The sequence below is a fragment of the Paracoccus sp. J55 genome (genome assembly GCF_000513975.1).
Lineage (GTDB): Bacteria > Pseudomonadota > Alphaproteobacteria > Rhodobacterales > Rhodobacteraceae > Paracoccus.
The window spans coordinates 1-19,868 of record NZ_AZVA01000020.1; the positions used below are offsets into that span (position 1 = coordinate 1).

Sequence of the window (19,868 nt, forward strand, 5' to 3'; positions counted from 1 at the left end):
CCGCGACCCTGCCATTTTCGGGGCGATCCGCCAGGAGCTTGGCCGCCAGCGCGACGAGATCGAGCTGATCGCGTCCGAGAACATCGTTTCGAAGGCGGTGCTTGAGGCGCAGGGCTCGGTCCTGACCAACAAATATGCCGAAGGCTATCCCGGCAAGCGCTATTACGGCGGCTGCCAATATGTCGACGTGGTCGAGGAGCTGGCCATCGAACGCGCCAAGCAGCTCTTCGATTGCGGCTTCGCCAATGTCCAGCCGAACAGCGGCAGCCAGATGAACCAGGCGGTGTTCCTGGCGCTGCTGCAGCCGGGCGACACCTTCATGGGGCTCGACCTGAATTCGGGCGGCCACCTGACGCATGGCTCGCCGGTCAACATGTCGGGCAAGTGGTTCAACGTCGTCAGCTACGGCGTGCGCCAGCAGGACCAGCTGCTGGACATGGAGGAGATCCGCAAAAAGGCCCATGAGACGAAGCCCAGGCTGATCCTGGCCGGCGGCACCGCCTATTCGCGGATCTGGGACTGGGCCGAATTCCGCAAGATCGCCGACGAGGTGGGCGCCTGGCTGATGGTCGACATGGCCCATATCGCCGGGCTGGTGGCGGGCGGCCAGCATCCCTCGCCGCTGCCGCATGCCCATGTGGTGACCACGACCACGCATAAATCGCTGCGCGGCCCGCGCGGCGGCATGGTGCTGACCAACGATGCCGAGATCGCCAAGAAGATCAACTCGGCCGTGTTCCCCGGCCTGCAGGGCGGCCCGCTGATGCATGTGATCGCCGCCAAGGCGGTGGCCTTCGGCGAGGCGCTGCGCCCCGAGTTCAGGGACTATGCCGCGCAGGTCGTCGCCAATGCCCGCGCCATGGCGGACGAGCTGATGCGCGGCGGCATCGACATCGTCTCGGGCGGCACCGACAACCACCTGTGCCTGGCGGACCTGCGCCCCAAGGGCGTGACCGGCAAGGCGACCGAGGCGGCCCTGGGCCGCGCCCATATCACCTGCAACAAGAACGGCGTGCCCTTCGATCCCGAGAAGCCCTTCGTGACCTCGGGCATCCGTCTGGGCGCCCCGGCCGGCACCACGCGGGGCTTCAAGGAGGAGGAGTTCCGCCAGATCGCCCGCTGGATCGTCGAGGTGGTGGACGGGCTGGCCGCGCATGGCGAGGCGGGCAATGCCGAGGTCGAGGCCCGCGTCAAGGCCGAGGTCGAGGCGCTTTGCGCGCGCTTCCCGCTTTACAGCGGCATGTGAGCCCGCCGCGGCGCAGGCTCAGACCAGCCCGCGCCGCACCATGATCCACAGCGCAACGCAGGCCAAAAGCAGCAGCCCGAAAAGAACGCTGGACGCCAGGGAGAGCGCGCCGCCCTGGCTTCAGGCGCCCTTGGGCGGCGCGGCCTTGGGGCGGCGACCCGCGATCCCGGATCGCCGCGACGGAGAGGCGTCTAGCCCCGGATCAGCCTGCGGCGCAGCCAGCCAGAGAAGCTGTCCATCGCCATCACCATCAGCACGATCAGCACCATGTAATAGGCCACGTCCTCCCAGTCCTTCTGGGTCTGGATCGCCTGGGTGAGCAACAGGCCGATGCCGCCGCCGACGATGGCGCCGATCACCGTGGCGCCGCGCGTGTTGGATTCCAGGAAATACAGCACCTGGCTCAGCAGCACCGGCGTCACCTGCGGGATCACCCCGAAGCGCGCCCGCTGCACGGCGCCCGCGCCGGTCGAGCGGATGCCCTCGACCTGCTTTTCGTCGATGTTTTCCAGGGCTTCCGAGAACATCTTGCCAAAGCTTCCCGTGTCGGTCAGCAGGATCGCCAGCGCGCCGGTCATCGGGCCGGGACCGAAGGCTCGGGCCAGCACGATGGTCCAGATCAGCCCGTCCACGCCGCGGATGAAGTCGAAGACCCGCCGCAGCCCGAAGCGCAGCGCGCCCAGCGGCATCATATTGCGCGCCGCCATGAAGCCCAGCGGCAGCGCCACCAGCGCCGCGCCGAACGTGCCCAGAAAGGCCATCAGCACCGTCTCGAACATCGCCCAGATCACGTCGCCATGCCGCCACATCGCATTGGTCCAGAAATCGCGCGCCATGGCGGCGATGTTGGGCAGGCCGGGATCGACGCGCGGCCCCCAAAGCGCGCTGGCGGCGATCTCGGGCCAACTCATGTAGTGAAACGGGCTGTCCAGGGTAAAGAAGAACAGCGCCCAGCCCGGCTGATAGCGGAAGGTCTCGACCTTGGCGCGGGTATAGGCAAAGCGCCCGGCCTCGGTCGTGACGCTGACGCGGCTGTCCGTGGCGTTGATCCAGTCCGGCAGCGGCTCGGGCGCGGTCAGGTGCAGCCCGCCGTCCTGCTGGCGGATGTCGATCAGGCCGTAGCCGGGCACGTCGTAGCGCGCGCCCTCCGCGTCATAGGTGACGACATGGCCGTGGCCCAGGTCGATGCGGGTCGCATCGCCCTCGGCGGCGATCCAGGTGGGCAGGCGATCCGGCGGATAGGTGCCCTTGGCCTCGCCGTCGATGGCGACGCGCAAGGCGCCCGTGCGGTTGTCGCGCGTCACATGGGTCTTGTGCTGCCAGAAATCCGCCAGCAGCACGGCGGCATTGTCCATCCGCGCCCGCCCGGCCAGCCCGGCGATGTCGAAGGCGATGGCGGCATAGGCCAGATAGGCCAGGATCGCCAGCGGCACCGCAAAGGCTGCCAGCCGGCGGCGGGCAAAGCGGGTCAGCACGGTATCGGTCAGCGCGGGGGAAAGCGTGGCGGTGGTCGTCATGGTTCAGCCCCTTACCAGCCGGCTGCGCGCGTGGTCGGACAGCCGGTCGATGGCGACGATGGCCACGAACAGCAGCAGGAAGATCGCCACCACCTCGTCATAGCGGCCCGTGCCCCATTGCATCGCCAGCTTCAGGTCGTAGCCGATGCCGCCCGAGCCGACGAAGCCCAGGATGGCGCTGGCGCGCAGGTTGATCTCGAAGCGCATCAGCGCATAGGACAGCCAGTTCGGCGCGACCTGCGGCAGCACCCCCAGCCCGACCTGCTGGCCCCAGCCGGCGCCGACCGAGGCCAGCCCCTCGACCGGCTTCAGGTCGGCATTCTCGGCCACTTCGGAAAACAGCTTGCCGAGCGCGCCGGCAGTATGCAGCGAGATGGCGATGACCGCCGGCACCGGCCCGCCGCCGAGGATATAGATCAGCACCAGCGCGATCACGATCTCGGGCACGGCGCGCAGCGCGTCCATCAGCCGGCGGAACAGCCCGGTCAGCCGCGGCCAGCGCGCCAGCCCGCGCGTCGACAGAAGCGCCAGCCCCATCGCCATCAGCCCGCCCATGAGCGTCGAGACGGCGGCGATGTTCAGCGTCTCGACCAGCGAGGGCAGGTGCTTGGCCAGCAGGCCCGGCAGGTTCGCGCGCTTCTGCCAGGCCTCGGTCAGCACCTCGGAGGGGAAGGCCAGCACCATCGGCAGCCCGTCGACGAAGCCGCCGGCATTGCGGCTTTCGGCCAGCCGGAACCCCGCCGCCATCATGGCGACGAAGAGCACCAGCAACAGCCCGCCGTAAAGCCGGCGGCGTCGGGCCAGTTCCAGATAGGCATCGCGGATATGGTCCGGGGCAAGGGCGGCCATGAGAGTCCTGCGGCTGAAATGCGAAGGCCGCGCCCCGGCACGGGGACGCGGCCGGGGAAAGGCGCTTACTGCGCCGTTTCCTGCAGCTTGCGGGCGGCGACCACGCCCAGATAGGCGTCATGCGTCACCGGCACGAAATCCATGGCCTCGCCATGCGCGACGCCATAGGCGCAGGCCTTGTCGGTCTCGTGCAGGTCGGCGGTCAGCTTCGTGACCTTGTCCTTGACCTCCTGCGGCAGGGCCTTGCGCAGCACCATCGGCCCTTCCGGGATCAGCTTGGACTTCCAGATCTCGACCAGGTCGTTCATCTCGACCAGCCCGGCATCGGCGGCCTTGCGGAAGGCGCCCGAGTTATAGCCGTCCTCCCAGTCGCCCAGCCCGTCGGCCCAGCTGACGCCGGCGTCGAAATCGCCGTTGGCCACGCCGATGATGGCCTGTTCATGCCCGCCCGCGAAACGGACCTGGCCGAAGAAATCCTCCAGCTTGCCATGGGTCTCGGCCAGTTCGGCGCCCGGCACCAGATAGCCCGAGGTCGAGTTCGGCTCGGCAAAGGCGAAGGACTTGCCCCTGGCATCCTCGATCGAGGCGATGCCGCTGTCCTTGCGGGCGAAGCCGATGGCGTAATAGCCGGTCGAGCCGTCCATGTTCTGCTTGGTCAGCACCGGCTCGACCGCCTCGGGATCGGTCAGATGGATCTTGGCATAGCCCGAGGCGCCCAGCCAGGCCATGTCCAGCGTGCCGCCCAGCAGGCCCTGGATGACGCCGTCGTAATCGGCGGGGGTGAAGACCTTGACCGGCACGCCCAGCTCGGCCTCGATGGCGGCGCGGTAGCATTCGTTCGAGGTCATGCGGTCCTGCGCGTTCTCGCCGCCCATGATGCCGAGGTTGAAGCCGGTGATCGGCTGGGCGGTGGCGGCCGAGGTGAAGGCGGTGGCGGCGGCAAGCGCCAGGGCAAGCGGTTTCATGGTCTCTCCATGGGTTGCGAGTATGCAGGGATCGTCAGGCCATTAGCCGCGCGGCATAGGCCGCATCGGCCGCGGCGTCGGCGGGGATGGCGGTCGAGGTCGCGGCCTCGTTGAAGCTGTGGTCCGCGCCATAGATGTCGCGGGCGACGCCGGTCGAAAGCTGCGCGGGCGTGCCGTCGAAGACGATGCGGCCGTCGCGCATGCCGATCACCCGGTCGCAATAGCGCCGCGCCGTGTCCAGCGTATGCAGGTTGGCGATGACCATGCGCCCGTCCTCGACATTGATGCGCTTGAGCGTGTCCATGACGATCTGCGCATTCATCGGGTCGAGGCTGGCGATGGGCTCGTCGGCCAGGATGATCCGGGGGTCCTGCATCAGCGCGCGGGCGATGGCGACGCGCTGCTGCTGGCCGCCCGACAGCGCCTCGGCCCGCTTGGGGGCCTGTTCGGCGATGCCCAGCCGGTCGAGGATCTCCAGCGCGCGCAGGATGTCGGCGCGCGGCCAGAGGTTGAACAGCGTGGCCAGCACCGGGCGGCGGTTCAGCAGCCCGTGCAGCACGTTCGAAACCACGTCCATGCGCGGCACCAGGTTGAACTGCTGGAAGATCATCGCGCATTGGCTTTGCCAGGCGCGGCGGTCGCGGCCGCGCAGCGCCAGGATGTCGCGCCCGTCCACGCAGATCCGCCCGGCCGAGGCGTCGGTCAGCCGGTTCATCATCCGCAGGAAGGTGGACTTGCCCGCGCCCGACCGGCCGATGATGCCGACGAAGGCCGGGCCGTCCACGGCAAAGCTGATATCGTCCACCGCGGCACGCCCGGAAAAGACGCGGGTGACGTTCTGAACTGCAAGCAAGGCGGGCCCTCCATGAGCGGTTGGGGGGCTGATAGAGGGCTTGCGTGACGAAAACGGCTCAGCTTCGTGAAGCTTTGTTGAAGATCCTGCGGCCTGCGCGGCCCTGCGGGCGGGACGGCCGGGCCATGACGGCGCGGCGTTGCGGCCGGGCGGCGACGGGGTCGCCGCCCGGCCGGGATGCGGGCCTGTCAGATATGCAGGGCGTGGCCGAGCGCCCGCAGGCAGGCCTCGTGCAGCGCCTCGCCGCGGGTCGGGTGGGCGTGGATGGTGGCGGCGATGTCCTCGAGCCGGGCGCCCATCTCCAGCGCCAGGGCGAAGCCGCCGGCCATCTCGGCCACGCCGGCCCCGACCGCCTGGATGCCCAGCACCTCATGCGTATCGGCGCGGGCGGTGACGCGGATGAAGCCCGTTTCGTCCCCGGCCGTCATCGCCCGGCCGTTGGCGGCAAAGGGGAAAAGGCCGGTGACGACCTCGCGCCCCGCCGCTGCCGCCTCCTCGGGGGAAATGCCGACGCTGACGATCTCGGGATCGGTGAAGCAGACCGCCGGGATGGCGCGCTTGTCCCAGGCGCGGCGCTGGCCCGCGACCAGTTCCGCCACCATCTCGCCTTGCGCCATGGCGCGATGCGCCAGCATCGGCTCTCCGGTCACGTCGCCGATGGCCAGCACCCCGGCCATCGAGGTGCGGCAGCGTTCGTCGATGCGGATGAACGGTCCCGCCATCTCCAGCCGCAGCCCGGCCAGCCCGGCGGCGGTGGCGCGGGGGCGGCGGCCGACGGTGACCAGCACCTTGTCGGCCTGGATGTCCTCGGCCCCGTCCACGCCGGCGACGCGCAGCGCGCCGCTGTCCGACAGCCCGCCGGCCCGCGCCCCGGTCAGCACGCGCACGCCCAGCTGGGTCAGGCGCTGCGCCACCGGCCGCGTCAGCTCGGCATCGTATTGCGGCAGGATGCGCGGCGCGGCCTCGACCACCGTCACCTCGGCGCCCAGCTTGGCATAGGCGATGCCCAGCTCCAGCCCGATATAGCCGCCGCCGACCACGGCCAGCCGGCCCGGCACCTCGGTCAGCGCCAGCGCGTCGGTCGAGGAGATGACCTTGCCGCCGAAAGGCAGCGCCGGGATCTCGATCGGCTCCGAGCCGGTGGCGATGACCAGCACCTCGGCGCGGATCTGCACCGGGCCCTCGGGCGTCTCGACCAGCACGGTCTTGCCGTCGCGGACCGTGGCCTGGCCGGTGACCAGCCGCACCTTGGCCTTGCGCAGCAGCGTCGCCACGCCGCCGGTCAGCCGGGTGACGATGCCGTCCTTCCAGGCCATCGTCGCCCCAAGGTCCAGCCGGGCGCCGCCGGCGGAAATGCCCATCGAAGAATTCGAGGAAAGCTCTGCAAGCCTATGGAATTCATCGGCTGCATGGATCAGCGCCTTGGAGGGGATGCAGCCGACATTGAGGCAGGTGCCCCCGGGCGGCTCGGCATCCACGATCACCGTGTCGACGCCCAGCTGCCCGGCGCGGATGGCGCAGACATAGCCGCCGGGACCGGCGCCGATGACCAGCAGCCTGCATTGGATCTCGCGCATCGCTCAGCCCTCCACGAAGATCAGCGCCGGGGTTTCCAGCAGCTCTTTCAACCGCGCCACGAAGACGGCGGCGTCCCAGCCGTCGATCACCCGGTGGTCGAAGCTGCAGGACAGGTTCATCATCTTGCGCGGCTCGAAGGCGGCGCCGTTCCAGAACGGCCTGACCGCCAGCCGGTTGACGCCGACGATGGCGACCTCGGGCACATTCAGGATCGGGGTCGAGGCGATGGCGCCCAGCGGCCCCAGCGAGGTGATGGTGATGGTCGAGCCGGAAAGCTCGTCGCGCTTGGCGGTGCCTTCCTTGGCGGCCGTGCCCAGCCGCGCGATCTCGGCCGCGGTGGCGCGCAGGTCCAGCGCCTCGGCATGGCGGACCACCGGCACCATCAGCCCGGTCGGGGTCTGCGCCGCGATGCCCAGATGCACCCCGCCAAAGCGGCGGATCAGCTGCGCCTCGGCGTCGTAATGCGCATTCATCAGTGGCTGTTCATGCACGGCGCGCACGATGGCGCGGGCGATGAAGGGCAGCAGCGTCAGCCGCGCGCCCTTGCCCTGCGCGTTCATCCGGCCGCGCAGATCCTCGACCGCCGTGGCGTCGATCTCCTCGACGATGGTGATCTGCGGGATGCTGTTCGCGGCCTGCATGCGCTCGGCGATCTTGCGGCGCAGGCCGATGACGCGGATCTCCTCGACCGAACCGTCGGGCTGCGGACCCGAAGGGGCCGGGATGCCGCCCGAGGCGATGAAGGCGTCCAGATCCTCGTGACCGATGCGGCCGGCCGGACCCGAGCCGCGCACCAGCCGCAGGTCCACCCCGGCCTCGCGCGCCCGGGCCCGGACGGCGGGCGAGGCGATGGGCCTTTCCCCCTCGGGGCGCAGGGGCGCGGGGGAAGCGGCCGCCGCGGGTTTCGCCGCCGGTTTCGGTGCCGGCTTTTCCGCCTGGGGCTCGGGTTCGGGCGGCGCTTCGGCCTTCGGTTGCGCGGGTTCGGGATCGGGTGGCGCGGTTTCGGCCTGCCGCGACGGCCCCGGGGCGGCCGCCGGGGCGGGCGTGTCGCCCGCGACATTGCCCGGCCCGTCCACCTCCAGCCGGATCAGTTCGGCGCCGACGGCGATCACGTCGCCGGGCGCCCCGGCCTGCCAGACCACCGTGCCGGTCACGGGCGAGGGGATTTCCACCGTCGCCTTGTCGGTCATCACGGCGACCATCGGATCGTCCTCGCGCAGGATGTCGCCGGGCTTGACCAGCCATTCGGAAATCTCGGCCTCGGCAATGCCTTCGCCGATATCGGGCATGCGGATTGCGTGAATACCCATCTCAGGCCACCTCGACCAGTTGACGCAATGCCTCGGCCACCCGCGCGGGGCCGGGGAAATAGCTCCATTCATGCGTATGCGGATAGGGCGTGTCCCAGCCCGTCACCCGGCGGATCGGCGCCTCCAGCTGCCAGAAGCATTCCGCCTGCACCAGCGCCGCCAGTTCCGCGCCATAGCCCGAGGTCAGCGTCGCCTCGTGCAGCACCAGGCAGCGGCCGGTCTTGTTCACCGAGGCGACGATGGTCTCCATGTCCAGCGGCAGCAGGGTGCGCAGGTCGATCACCTCGGCATCGACGCCGGATTCCTCGGCCGCGGCCAGCGCCACATGCACCATGGTGCCATAGGTCAGCACCGTCGCCGCCCGGCCCTGGCGGCGCAGCACCGCCTTGCCCAGCGGGACCGTGTAATGCCCCTCGGGCACCTCGCCCAGCTCATGGCTTTTCCAGGCCGTCACCGGGCGGTCGTGATGACCGTCGAAGGGCCCGTTGTAAAGCCGCTTCGGCTCCAGGAAGATCACCGGATCGGGGCATTCGATGGCGGCCAGCAGCAGCCCCTTGGCGTCCCGCGGGTTCGAGGGCACCACGGTCTTGAGGCCCGTCACATGGGTGAACAGCGCCTCGGGGCTCTGGCTGTGGGTCTGGCCGCCGAAGATGCCGCCGCCGGTGGGCATGCGCACCACCATCGGGCAGGTGAATTGCCCGGCCGAGCGATAGCGCAGCCGCGCCGCCTCGGACACGATCTGGTCATAGGCCGGATAGACGTAATCGGCGAACTGGATTTCCACCACCGGCTTCAGCCCATAGGCGGCCATGCCGATGCCGGCGCCGACGATGCCGGATTCGTTGATCGGCGTGTCGAAACAGCGCGTGCGGCCGTATTTCGCCTGCAGGCCGGCGGTGCAGCGGAAGACGCCGCCGAAATAGCCCACGTCCTCGCCGAAGACCACCACCGTCGGGTCGGCCTCCATCGCCACGTCCAGCGCGTCGCGGATGGCCTCGATCATCGTCATGCGTGCCATGTCAGAACCCCGCCTCGTGACGTTGCTTCAGAAGATGCGGCGGCATCTCGGCATAGACATCCTCGAACATGTCGGCGGGGCTCGGGTGCTGGCCGTGATGCAGGGTGCCGATGGCCTCGGCGCGCTTCTGCTGTTCGGTGATCTCGGCCAGGATCTCGGCCTCGGCCTGGGCGTGGCGGTCGTCGCTCCAATGGCCGAGCGCGATCAGGTGGTTCTTGAGCCGCAGGATCGGGTCGCCCAGCGGCCAGGCCGCGCTTTCCTCGGCCGGACGATAGGCCGAGGGGTCGTCCGAGGTCGAATGCCCGCCGGCGCGATAGGTGACATATTCGATCAGCGTCGGGCCGAGGTTGCGCCGGGCGCGTTCCGCCGCCCATTTCGCCACCGCCAGCACCGCGAGATAGTCGTTGCCGTCCACCCGCAGCGAGGGAATGCCGAAGCCGTGCCCGCGTGCTGCGAAAGTGCCTGAACCTCCGCGCGCAATGCCTTGAAAAGTCGAGATCGCCCATTGGTTGTTGACGATGTTCAGCACCACCGGCGCCTTGTAGGTCGAGGCGAAGACCAGCGCGGCGTGGAAGTCGCTCTCTGCCGTCGAGCCGTCGCCGATCCAGCCCGCCGCGATCTTGCGGTCCCCCGAGATGGCCGAGGCCATGGACCAGCCCACCGCCTGGATGAACTGCGTGGCGAGGTTGCCCGAGATGGTGAAGAAGCCGTGCTCGCGCGAGGAATAGCAGACCGGCAGCTGCCGGCCGCGCATCGGGTCCTCGGAATTCGAGAAGATCTGGTTCATCATCGAGCTGAGCGGATAGCCGGCGGCGATCAGCAGCCCGGCCTGCCGGTAGGTCGGGAAGTTCATGTCCCCCGGCGCCAAGGCCCGCTGGAAGGCGCAGGAGATCGCCTCTTCGCCCAGGTGCTGCATGTAGAAGCTGGTCTTCTGCTGGCGCTGCGCGTTCAGCATCCGCGCATCGTAGATGCGCAGCGTCATCATGTGGCGCAGCCCGGTCAGCAGGTCCTCGGGGGTGATGTCCAGCGCCTCGGCCCATGGCCCCACCGCCTGCCCCTCGCGGTTCAGCACCCGGATGATGGTGAAGGCCAGGTCGCGGATCTCCTCGGGATCCACATCGACCGGCGGCCGGCGCACCGTGCCGGCGCGCGGGATCGCGACATGCGAGAAATCCGGCTGCCCGCCGGGCCGCACCTCGGGCTCGGGGACCACAAGGCTCAGCGGCGGATAGTCATTCGGGTCTGGCGTCTCCATCGGCACCTCCTTTGCCTCGGGGAACTGGTCAGGGGCGGGTCCGCCCGCGCGTCGCGCCGCGGATCGCGGCCGCCGGGGCGATCCGCGGCGGGCGGACGGCGGCGGCAGAACTGACGATTTGCAGGCTTTCCATCTCGCTCCTCCCACAGGGATGATGCCACAAATCCTTGCAAAATTTCCTTTCTTTATTTCTGCCTCTAAGCAAGAATGCAAAAGATTCTTTTGGCAATACCGTAATATGATGAGCGAAACTTCTGCCCCGCGCCCGCTGGACGCGACCGACCTCCGGATCCTGCGGGCGCTGAGTCGCGACGGCAGGCTGTCGAACAGCCAGCTGGCCGAAACGGTCGGCCTGTCGCCCAGCCCCTGCTGGCAGCGCACCCGCCGGCTGGAGGCCGAGGGCGTCATCAAGGGCTATGCCGCCATCCTGGACCAGTCGCGCCTCGGCGCCGCCGAGACCGTCATCATCGAGATCACGCTGGAACGGCACGACGACAAGGGGCTGGAGGAATTCGGCCGCGCCATGGCCGCCATCCCCGAGGTGCAGGAGGTCTGGCTGACCACCGGCGCCTACGACTATCTGCTGAAGGTGGCGGTCAGCGGCACCCGGGGATACGAGGAATTCCTGCGCCGCAAGCTTTATCGGGTGCCGGGCATCCGGCATGCCCGCTCGATCTTCACCCTGCGCTGCCTGAAAGAGCGGGGCAGCATCCTGCCCCTGCTGGCCGAGGCGGAGTAAGCCCGCGCCGCGAAGGCGGGCAGCAGGCGGGGCCTTTCCCTGCCGCGGCCTGTGCCGGGACCGTGCCGTCATGCCGCCGCCTCCCGTCCCGTCAGCCGACACGGACCTGCGGCGCGCCGCTCTGGTCGCGCGCGACCTCGACCTCGTGCCGGCGGTCGCCGATCATCACGCTGGCGCGGAAACCCGGCCAGTGCGAGGGCAGGGCGGGCGCGACCTCCAGCCGTTCGCCGTTCCTGATGCGCAGGCCCAGGATATGCTCGACCGCGACGCGGTGCAGCCAGCCGGCCGAGCCGGTATACCAGGTCCAGCCGGCGCGGCCGGTCTTTTCCTCGGCGCCGTAGACGTCGGCGGCGACGACATAGGGCTCGCCGCGATAGACCCGCAGGGTCGCGGCGTCGCTGGCATGGCTGATCGGGTTGAGCAGCCGGAACACCCGCCAGGCGTCGTCGGCGCGGCCCGCCATGCACAGCGCCTGCACCATCCAGATCGCGGCATGGGTGTATTGCCCGCCGTTCTCGCGCACGCCGGGCGGGTAGCCCTTGATATAGCCGGGGTCCTGCGGCGCATCGGCAAAGGGCGGGGTGAACAGCCGCAGCAGCATCCCGTCCTCGTCCAGCAGGTGTTCCAGCGCCGCGTCCAGCGCCGGGTTGCGGCGGTCCTTGCGGCCGGCGCCCGAAATCACCGACCAGCTTTGCGCGATGGAATCGATGCGGCATTCCTGCGACGAGGCCGAGCCCAGCGGCGTGCCGTCGTCATAGAGGCCGCGCAGATACCAGCTGCCGTCCCAGCCGTGCCGGTCCAGCGCGCGGGACAGCTTGGCGGCATGGCCGCGCCAGCGTTTCGCGCGCTCCTCCTCGCCCCGCGCCTCGGCCAGGGGCGCCATCATGGCGATGGTCTGGGCCAGGAACCAGCCCATCCAGACGGACTGGCCGCGCCCGGCCGCGCCCACCCGGTTCATGCCGTCGTTCCAGTCGCCGCCCAGGAACAGCGGCAGGCCCTGTTCGCCGGTGCGGGCGATGGCCAGCTCCAGCGCCAGGGCAGCATGTTCGTAAAGCGGCGCGGTGCGGTCGCTGATCTCGGGCGTGTAGAAGGCGTCGTGCTCGCCCGGTCCCAGCGCGCGGCCCAGGATGAAGGGCAGGGGCTCGTCCAGGATCGCGCGGTCGCCGGTGACCTCGACATAGCGCGCCAGCGCATGGCCCAGCCAGACCACGTCGTCGGCGATCATGGTGCGCACCCCCGCGCCGGTGCCGGGCAGCCACCAGTGCTGCACGTCGCCTTCGGGGAACTGGCGCGAGCCGGCCTCCAGCAGCTGGGCGCGGGCCAGCGCCGGGTCATAGACCAGCATGGCCGAGGTGTCCTGCAACTGGTCGCGGAAGCCATAGGCGCCCGAGGCCTGGTAGAAGGCCGAGCGCGCCCGGATCCGGCAGGCGATGGCCTGATAGGGCAGCCAGCGGTTCACCATCAGGTCGAAGGCCGGGTCGGGGGTCTGGACCTGCAGGCGGCCGAAGATGTGCTGCCAGTGGTCGGTCTGCGCGGTGGCGGCCTGCCGGGCGGTGTCGGCCCGCGCCGGCAGCGGCTCGGCGGCGGCGCCGGACGCGGCGGCCAGCCGGAAGGTGACGGTGCGGCTTTCGCCCGGCTCGATCTCGATGCGGGTTTCCAGCATCATCACCGGGTCGCCGTCATGGCGGCGCACGAAGCGGTGGCTGAGGGTGGAATCGAACCAGGCCGGCAGGCAGGCGTCGCGGTTGCGGCCCTGCCAGATCAGGCGCGACAGGCAAAGCCCCGTCACCTCGCTGTCCACCGACAGGATCATGCGCTGGCCGGCATAATCGATGGAATAGGGGTTCTCGCATTCCACGGCGCGCGCCTCGGGCAGGTAGCGCAGCTGCAGATAGGGCGCGGTCTTGGCGCGCGAGCCGCCCATCACCGGCTCAAGGAACTGCGCCACGTCCAGCGTCATCCGGCGCGTGCCGCAATTGACCAGCCGCAGCCCGATCACCCGCAGGGCCGCGTCGGGCGTCAGGCTATGCAGCGCGGTGATCTCCAGTTCGCCCGACCAGGCGGCGAATTCGGAAAAGCCGGCGCCGTGCCGGCATTGGTAAAGCGCCTCGCGCTGGCTTGACAGCGCCGCATAGGGGGTATGGATCGCGCCGGTGCCGACGTCGCGGATCAGGATGCCTTCGCCCGGCGGGTTGCTGACCGCGTCGTTCGACCAGGGCGTCAGCTGGTGGTCGCGCGAATTGGCCGACCAGGAAAAGCCCGCGCCCTCGGCCGAGATGTGGAAGCCGAAATCGCTGCGGGCGACGACGTTGATCCAGGGATTGGGCGTAGTCTCGCCATGGCGCAGGCGGACAAGGTAATTGCCCTGCGCGTCGAAGCCGCCGGTGCCGTTCCAGAAATGCAGCTCCTCGGCGGGGAAGTCGGGGCGCAGCGCCGGGCGCTGCAGCGGCCGCGACGGCGGGCGGGTGATGCCGCGCCGCAGCTCGGCCGGCTCGAGCCGCTGGATCTGCTCGGCCAGGTTGCCGTTCTGGGCATGGATCACCACGCGGGCGACGGCCAGCAGCGTGTCGCGCGTCTCGGGCGACAGCCCGTTGGCATCGACGGCAAAGACCGAGGGGCGCGAATGCAGCAGCTGCATGCTGTGGCACAGGTTGTTCAGCGCCTCGTGCAGATGCGCGGCATAGCTCACGCGCTGTTCGTTCAGGATCACCAGATCGCAGTCCAGGCCGCGCATGCGCAGGTATTCCTGCATGCGGATCGCCTGCCGCGCCACCGGCATCAGGTCGGGGTCGTTGATGCGCAGCACCATGATCGGATTGTCGCCCGAGACCGACATCGGCCACAGCGCCGATTGCGAGCCCATCTCGTGGCGCACCTGCGAGCTGAGCGCCTGGTTGGGATAGACCAGCAGCGCGGCATAGCGGCGGAACAGCGCCGCTTCCTCGGGGGTGATGTCGGCGTGATGCAGCTGCACCTGGCTGCGGGTCCAGGCCATCTGGTGTTCGTTTTCATAGGCGGATTCGTCGATCAGCCGGGGATGCGCCTCCTCCAGCGCCTCGCGGCTGGTGGCGGCGACGGTCCAGAAGGTCACCACCGCCTCCTTGCCCGGATCGATGGTCAGCCGCCGGGTCAGCGAGAAGATCGGGTCCAGCGTATAGGTTTCGCCCGCCGCCGCCTGGGCCAGCAGGTCGGGATTGTCCAGCGCCTGGGGGGCGCGGATGCTGCGGCCGCGTCCGACGAACAGCCGCCGGTCGGTGGCCGTGGCATCGGCCACGCCCGCCCCCGCGCTCATGTGCATCAGGTGGCGGTCGGGGTCCTGTGGGTTGTGCTTGTTGCGGCGGGCGAAGATGCGGCCGCGCTCGGGCTGGGCCTCGGTGGCGACGAACATGCGCGAGAAAGCGGTATGGGCGCGGTCGGCCTCGTTCAGGTCCAGCACGATCTCGCCGTAGCTGGTCAGCTCGATCTGCCGCGGCCGGTCCGAGGTGTTGCGCAGCTTGACCCGCGCGCCGCGGGCGTCCAGGTCGTCGGACAGGATCACCTCGGTCTCGCAATGGATGCCCTCGCCGCTGGCGGCGAAATTCGCCTTGTAGTCGAACAGCCGGGCGGAATAGGCGATGCCGGGATCGAAGCCCGGCGCCGCCGTCGCCGACCACCAGCGCCCCGAGCCGACGTCGCGGATGAACAGGAATTCTCCCCAGACGTCCGCCGCCGGGTCGGGCCGCCAGCGGGTGATGGCCGCGCCCTCCATGCGCAGCCGTCCGGCGCCGCTGGCGTCGAGCAGCATCGACAGCCGCCCGTTCGACATGATCGCGACGGTATGGGGCGCCGATGCGGCATCCGCCACTTCGACGATCTCGGTCTGGCCCAGCTCCGAAGGGCCGGGCAGCCGGCGGCGCAGCGTCTCGCGCAGCAGCGGCGAGACCTCGCGCGGGGTCTTTTGCTGCAAGAGCGTCGAGACGCTTTCGATCACCGGATCGGCGTTGAAGCGGACGCGGTGCAGCCCGTCCATCAGGCAATTGGCGATGGCGATCAGGCTCATGCCCTGGTGATGCGCCATCACGCTGCGCACCACCGCGCATTTGTGGCCCTGCAGCAGGCGCGAGGGGGTGAAGTCCACCGCATCGAAAAAGCCGTATTCGCCGCGCGCGCCAAGGGTCGCCAGCCGGCGCAGGTTGCGCAGCGCGCTGCGCGGGCGGAAGGTGGCGGCGATGAAGCTGGCATAGGGCGCCACCACCTGATCGTCGCGCAGCCAGCGCCGCAGCGCCAGTTCCGGCACGCCGAAGGCGTAATACTGATAGTTCATCTGGGCGTCGCGGGCGTTGTAGGCGCTTTCCGACACGCCCCAGGGCCGGCCGGCGCGCCAGCCGTCGCGGATCTGCGCTTCGACCGCCACGTCGCAGGAGCTGTAGAGGATCGAGCCGGGCGGCTCGTCCATGATCAGCGGCGCCATCAGGTATTCGAACATCGAACCCGACCAGCTGACCAGCGTCGAGCCGTAGGCCATGGCCGTCATCGGCCGGCCGAGCCGGTTCCAGTGCTCGGTCGGCAGGTCGCCCTTGGCGATGGCGAAAATCGAGGCGAGCCGCGCCTCGGACGCCAGCAGGTCGTAGAAGGACTGGTCCAGCGTGCCCTCGGCGCAATTGTAGCCGATGGCGAGCAGCTGGCGCTCGGGGTCGTAGAGGAAGCCGAAATCCATCTGGAAGGCGAAGGCGCGGGCGCGTTCGGCCAGCGCCGCCATGCGCCGGGCCGCCACGGCGACCTCTTCGGGGTCGATCCGGCCCAGGCTCTCCATCTCGTCGCAGGTGCGGACCAGCCGGCTGGCCCACCAGTCCAGCTCGCGCGTGGCATCGGTCGGAACCTCGGTGACCAGGCCTTGGATCAGCACCTGCAGATTGGCGGCGGCGCGGGCATGGCCCTGCACATGCAGGGGCGCCAGATGCGGCGCGTCGCCGGTGGCCATGCTGCGCCACAAGCCGGCGATGCGCTCCTCGATGCGGTTGCGCAGCGGGTTCAGGCTGCGCCGCTCGCGCGGGATCGCCGCGTGCAGCCGGCGCATCAGCGACAGGATGTCGACCGCGCCCGAAAGCTCGGGCAGCAGATACAGCGCCGGGTTGCGCGCCCATTCCTTCAGCGTCGAGGACAGGGTGATGAGATGCCCGGCCAGATTGCCGCTGTCCACCGCCGAGATGTAGCGCGTGCCCAGCGGCTCCAGCGTGTCGGTGGCATACCAGTTGTAGAGATGGCCGTGATGGCGCTCCAGCCGCTCGATGGTGGAAAGCGTGGCCTCGATCCGGTCCAGCGCCTCGCCCAGGGTGATCCAGCGGAACTCGTGCGCGCTGACGGTCGAGAGCAGGTAGAGCCCGATATTGGTGGGCGAGGTGCGCTCGGCCAGTTTCGGCTGCGGATCGTCCTGGTGGTTGTCGGGCGGCAGGTGATGGGTGTGCTCGTCCACGAAGGTCTCGAAGAAGCGCCAGATCAGCCGCGCCTCGGCCCGCCATTCCAGCCGCTCCTCGCCGGTCAGGGGGCGGGCGCCCTCGCGCTCGATCGGGCGGGCGCTGACCCAGGCGATCAGCGGCGCGCCCAGCCACAGCACGCCGATGGCCAGCGCCGGGGCCAGGTTGTCGGGGCGCAGCGCCGCCACCAGCGCGATGAAGCCCAGGCCAAGCGCCAGCCCGCCGCGCATCAGCGCCAGATAGCCGGTCGGCGTTTCGTGGCGGCGGCTGGCGACGGCGTCGGTGGTGGTCCATTCCAGCAGGTGCCGGCGCGACAGATAGACCCGGCACAGGCTGCGCACGGTGGCGTCGACCATGCTCCAGGCCATCTGCGGCAGCAGCGTCAGCCGCATCATGAAGGCCATGAGCTGGTCGATCAGCTCGTTGCCGATGACCAGCATGTGGCGCAGCGGCGCCACCCCGGACTGGCGCGGCATCAAGCCCATCAGCCAGCCCAGCAGCTGCGACAGGCACATGGACAGGCCCAGCACGCCCAGCCACAGCACCGCATCGGCATGGGGCAGGCCGACCAGCGCCACCAGCCCGGCCAGCAGCAACAGCACCGGCAGCAGGCTGCGGCGCAGGTTGTCCACGATGCGGAACCGCGCCAGCGCGTCCAGCCCGTTGCGCGGGTCCAGCAGATAGGGCAGCAATTGCCAGTCGCCGCGCGCCCAGCGGTGCTGGCGCGACAGGTCCACGTCGAAGCGCTTGGGATATTCCTCGATGAAGTTCACGTCGGTCGCCAGCGCTGCGCGCAGCCAGGCGCCCTCGATCAGGTCGTGGCTCAGCACCGTGTTCTCGCGGATGCCGTCCTGGGCGGCGGCGATGAAGGCATCGACGTCATAGATGCCCTTGCCGGTATAGGTGCCCTGGTCGAACAGGTCCTGATACAGGTCCGAGACGGTGAAGACATAGGGGTCGAGCCCCTTGTCCTGCGACAGGATGCGCTGGAAGGGCGAGGTCTGGCTGCCGTGCTTCAGCAGCGAGGTCACGCGCGGCTGGATCAGCCCGTGGCCGCGGGCGATGCGCCGCAGCGCCGGGTCGTAGACCGGGCGGTTGACCGGATGCGCCATCATCCCGACCAGCATCCGCACGGTGTCGCGCGGCATGCGCGTGTCGGCGTCCAGCGTCACCACATAGCGGATGCCCTCGGGCGGGCGCGGGCCGGTATCGACGAAGCTGGTGTCGGCGCTGCCGCGCAGCAGCGCGTTCAGCTCGACCAGCTTGCCGCGCTTGCGCTCCCATCCCATCCAGACGCCCTCGGCCTCGTTCCACTGCCGGCGGCGGTGCAGCAGGTAGAAGCGGCGGCCGGTATGGGCGTATTTCTCGGACAAGGCGGCGATGCCGCGGCGGGCATAGGCCAGCAGTTCGGCGTCGCGCGGCGCGGTTTCCTCGGGCGCGTCGGTGAAATCGGTCAGCAGCGCGAAGCTGAGCGCCGGGTCGGGATTCGCGAGGTAATGCACCTCGAGATTGCTCAGCAGGTCGTCGATGGTGTCGAAGCCGCTCAGCAGACAGGGGATCGCCACCAGCGTCGCATGGTCCGGCGGGATGCCGTCCTTGAACCCGTAGGCCGGCAGCTGCGCCGGCGGGATCACCCGGCTGGCGACGAAGCGCAGAAGCGCCAGCGAGGCGTCCAGGAAGGCCGGCAGCGACAGCACGATCAGCGTCGCGGCCAGGAAGCCGCCGGTCTGGGCCGAGACATAGGCCAGCGCCAGGCCGAAGGCCGCCGTCACCAGCACGGCCAGCGGCAGGATCAGGCTGAGGATGCCGTGGCGGCGCGCCAGCCGCGCCAGCCGCTCGCGCCAGACCGGGCGATAGCCGCAATCGGCCTCGAAATGCGGCGCGTCGTCGCCCAGCAGCACGACCGAGACCGGGATGCCGCGCCGTGCCGCGGCGGCAAGCGCACGCTCGGCGACCTCGGGCTCGGCCAGGGCGGAATGGCGGGCGATCATCTCGATGCGGTTGCGGATGGCGTTGCGGGTCTGGGGGGCGAGCCGCTGGTGGTCGGGATCCTCGCGCAGGATCGCCTCGGTGCGGCTGGTGGCCTCGAACCATTCGCGCCAGTTGATCTCGTCCAGGCGCTTCAGCGCGCGGATGATATGGGCGGCGGTGACGTTGTTCTCGGTCTGGCGGGTCTGCTCGCTGGCCATCACCTGCTCGGCCGTGGTGCCGCGCGCCTCAAGGCGGCGGGCCAGCTGCTCGGTAATGGCATGGGTGCGGTCCAGCCCGGTATGGATGCGATAGATCGCCTGCGCGACGAAGGCCGGGTTCCGCAGCGCCGGCCCCGGCACCACCAGGTCGAAATCGGCGGGGCCCGGCTCGTCCTGCGCCATCAGCCGGTCCATGGCGGCATTGGCCTCGCGCCGGCCGCGGCGGGCGTGCTCGGTCTCCTCGCTCAGCCGCAGCATGCGCAGCAGAAGCGCATAGCGCAGCATCGAGGGCAGCGACCACAGCTCGCCGATGGTCAGCCAGTCCACCTGCTGCGCGCCGGCGATGAAATCGGCGAAGCTGCGCTCGCGCAGGTCGCCGTCGGTCATGGCGACATAGTCCCAGGCCAACGCCAGCACGCGCGGGATCGGTTCGGCCACCGGCTGGAAACGGCCCCGCGGCAGCGAGCGCAGGAAGGCCGGGCTGAGGTCGCGGGTCAGGTGGCGATAGGTCTCGGCGATGGTGTGGTAATTGTCCAGCAGCCAGCGGGTGGCGGTGGTGATATGCTCGCTTTCGGCATCGGCCTTCAGCGCGGCCTGGTAAAGCGCGCGCTGGTCGCGGGCCGCCTGCGCCAGCTCGAACCGCGCGGCGCGGGGATCGAAGCTTGCGGCCTGCAGCCGGCCCTGCCGCAGCACCGCGCGCCCGGCGGCCTCGAAGACCGAGGCGGCGGTCCTGCCCGCCCGGCCCCCGTCCTGCGCCCCGGCTCCGCCCCCGTCTGGCTGCATGGTTCCGACTCCGTCCCGTTCCATCCCCCGGGGGAAAGGATCGCGGCCGCGGCCGGGTTCCCAAAAAACCCGCGGGCGGGGCCATATCGCGCCCCTGCCGGCAAGCCGCCGGA

Annotated in this window: 11 protein-coding genes; 2 read left to right on the top strand and 9 right to left on the bottom strand. The window is 69.9% G+C overall.

Annotation, left to right across the window (positions count from 1 at the left end):
* Positions 1-1,246: serine hydroxymethyltransferase (gene glyA / locus PARJ55_RS0114995; protein WP_028713778.1), on the top strand; the 1,246-nt coding region annotated here is incomplete at its 5' end.
* Between the two features lie 191 nt (positions 1,247-1,437).
* Here the strand turns inward: glyA and phnE (PARJ55_RS0115000) are convergent.
* The 8 genes from phnE (PARJ55_RS0115000) to PARJ55_RS0115035 all read right to left on the bottom strand — a co-directional run bounded on the left by phnE (PARJ55_RS0115000) (position 1,438) and on the right by PARJ55_RS0115035 (position 10,591).
* Positions 1,438-2,763: a phosphonate ABC transporter, permease protein PhnE gene (gene phnE, locus PARJ55_RS0115000; protein ID WP_036697637.1), complete on the bottom strand. Its 1,326-nt coding sequence runs from the start codon at positions 2,761-2,763 to the stop codon at positions 1,438-1,440.
* A 3-nt stretch (positions 2,764-2,766) separates the two neighbouring features.
* Entirely contained in the window at positions 2,767-3,612 is an 846-nt protein-coding gene (gene phnE, locus PARJ55_RS0115005) for a phosphonate ABC transporter, permease protein PhnE (protein WP_028713780.1), read from the bottom strand.
* A gap of 65 nt (positions 3,613-3,677) precedes the next feature.
* The gene (gene phnD / locus PARJ55_RS0115010; RefSeq protein ID WP_028713781.1) at positions 3,678-4,577 is read right to left on the bottom strand and encodes a phosphonate ABC transporter substrate-binding protein; all 900 of its coding nucleotides are present in this window, start codon (positions 4,575-4,577) and stop codon (positions 3,678-3,680) included.
* 34 nt (positions 4,578-4,611) lie between these two features.
* Complete coding sequence (gene phnC / locus PARJ55_RS0115015) at positions 4,612-5,430, bottom strand: phosphonate ABC transporter ATP-binding protein (RefSeq protein ID WP_028713782.1); 819 nt, start codon at positions 5,428-5,430, stop codon at positions 4,612-4,614.
* 188 nt (positions 5,431-5,618) lie between these two features.
* The gene (gene lpdA, locus PARJ55_RS0115020) at positions 5,619-7,007 is read right to left on the bottom strand and encodes a dihydrolipoyl dehydrogenase (protein WP_028713783.1); all 1,389 of its coding nucleotides are present in this window, start codon (positions 7,005-7,007) and stop codon (positions 5,619-5,621) included.
* 3 nt (positions 7,008-7,010) lie between these two features.
* On the bottom strand, positions 7,011-8,318 hold the full coding sequence (locus PARJ55_RS0115025) for a dihydrolipoamide acetyltransferase family protein (RefSeq protein WP_028713784.1): 1,308 nt from the start codon (positions 8,316-8,318) through the stop codon (positions 7,011-7,013).
* A 1-nt stretch (position 8,319) separates the two neighbouring features.
* Positions 8,320-9,336 carry an alpha-ketoacid dehydrogenase subunit beta gene (locus PARJ55_RS0115030; RefSeq protein WP_028713785.1) on the bottom strand — a complete coding sequence of 339 codons (1,017 nt, stop codon included), beginning with the start codon at positions 9,334-9,336 and terminating at the stop codon, positions 8,320-8,322.
* A gap of 1 nt (position 9,337) precedes the next feature.
* On the bottom strand, positions 9,338-10,591 hold the full coding sequence (locus PARJ55_RS0115035) for a 3-methyl-2-oxobutanoate dehydrogenase (2-methylpropanoyl-transferring) subunit alpha (protein WP_028713786.1): 1,254 nt from the start codon (positions 10,589-10,591) through the stop codon (positions 9,338-9,340).
* Between the two features lie 241 nt (positions 10,592-10,832).
* Between PARJ55_RS0115035 and PARJ55_RS0115045 the strand changes: the two genes are divergently transcribed.
* Positions 10,833-11,330, top strand: coding sequence for an Lrp/AsnC family transcriptional regulator (locus PARJ55_RS0115045; protein ID WP_028713787.1), 498 nt, complete (start codon positions 10,833-10,835; stop codon positions 11,328-11,330).
* Positions 11,331-11,421: 91 nt separating this feature from the next.
* On the opposite strand, the gene PARJ55_RS22260 is transcribed toward PARJ55_RS0115045, so the two are convergent.
* Positions 11,422-19,755: a GH36-type glycosyl hydrolase domain-containing protein gene (locus PARJ55_RS22260; RefSeq protein WP_051416299.1), complete on the bottom strand. Its 8,334-nt coding sequence runs from the start codon at positions 19,753-19,755 to the stop codon at positions 11,422-11,424.
* Between the last annotated feature and the right edge of the window lie 113 nt (positions 19,756-19,868).

Excerpts from the sequence above, each read along its gene's own strand:
- PARJ55_RS22260 (WP_051416299.1), bottom strand. The coding sequence starts at position 19,755 with ATGCAGCCAGACGGGGGCGGAGCCGGGGCGCAGGACGGGGGCCGGGCG.
- phnE (WP_028713780.1), bottom strand. The coding sequence starts at position 3,612 with ATGGCCGCCCTTGCCCCGGACCATATCCGCGATGCCTATCTGGAACTG.
- PARJ55_RS0115030 (WP_028713785.1), bottom strand. The coding sequence starts at position 9,336 with ATGGCACGCATGACGATGATCGAGGCCATCCGCGACGCGCTGGACGTG.
- PARJ55_RS0115025 (WP_028713784.1), bottom strand. The coding sequence starts at position 8,318 with ATGGGTATTCACGCAATCCGCATGCCCGATATCGGCGAAGGCATTGCC.
- lpdA (WP_028713783.1), bottom strand. The coding sequence starts at position 7,007 with ATGCGCGAGATCCAATGCAGGCTGCTGGTCATCGGCGCCGGTCCCGGC.
- PARJ55_RS0115035 (WP_028713786.1), bottom strand. The coding sequence starts at position 10,591 with ATGGAGACGCCAGACCCGAATGACTATCCGCCGCTGAGCCTTGTGGTC.
- phnE (WP_036697637.1), bottom strand. The coding sequence starts at position 2,763 with ATGACGACCACCGCCACGCTTTCCCCCGCGCTGACCGATACCGTGCTG.
- phnD (WP_028713781.1), bottom strand. The coding sequence starts at position 4,577 with ATGAAACCGCTTGCCCTGGCGCTTGCCGCCGCCACCGCCTTCACCTCG.
- PARJ55_RS0115045 (WP_028713787.1), top strand. The coding sequence starts at position 10,833 with ATGAGCGAAACTTCTGCCCCGCGCCCGCTGGACGCGACCGACCTCCGG.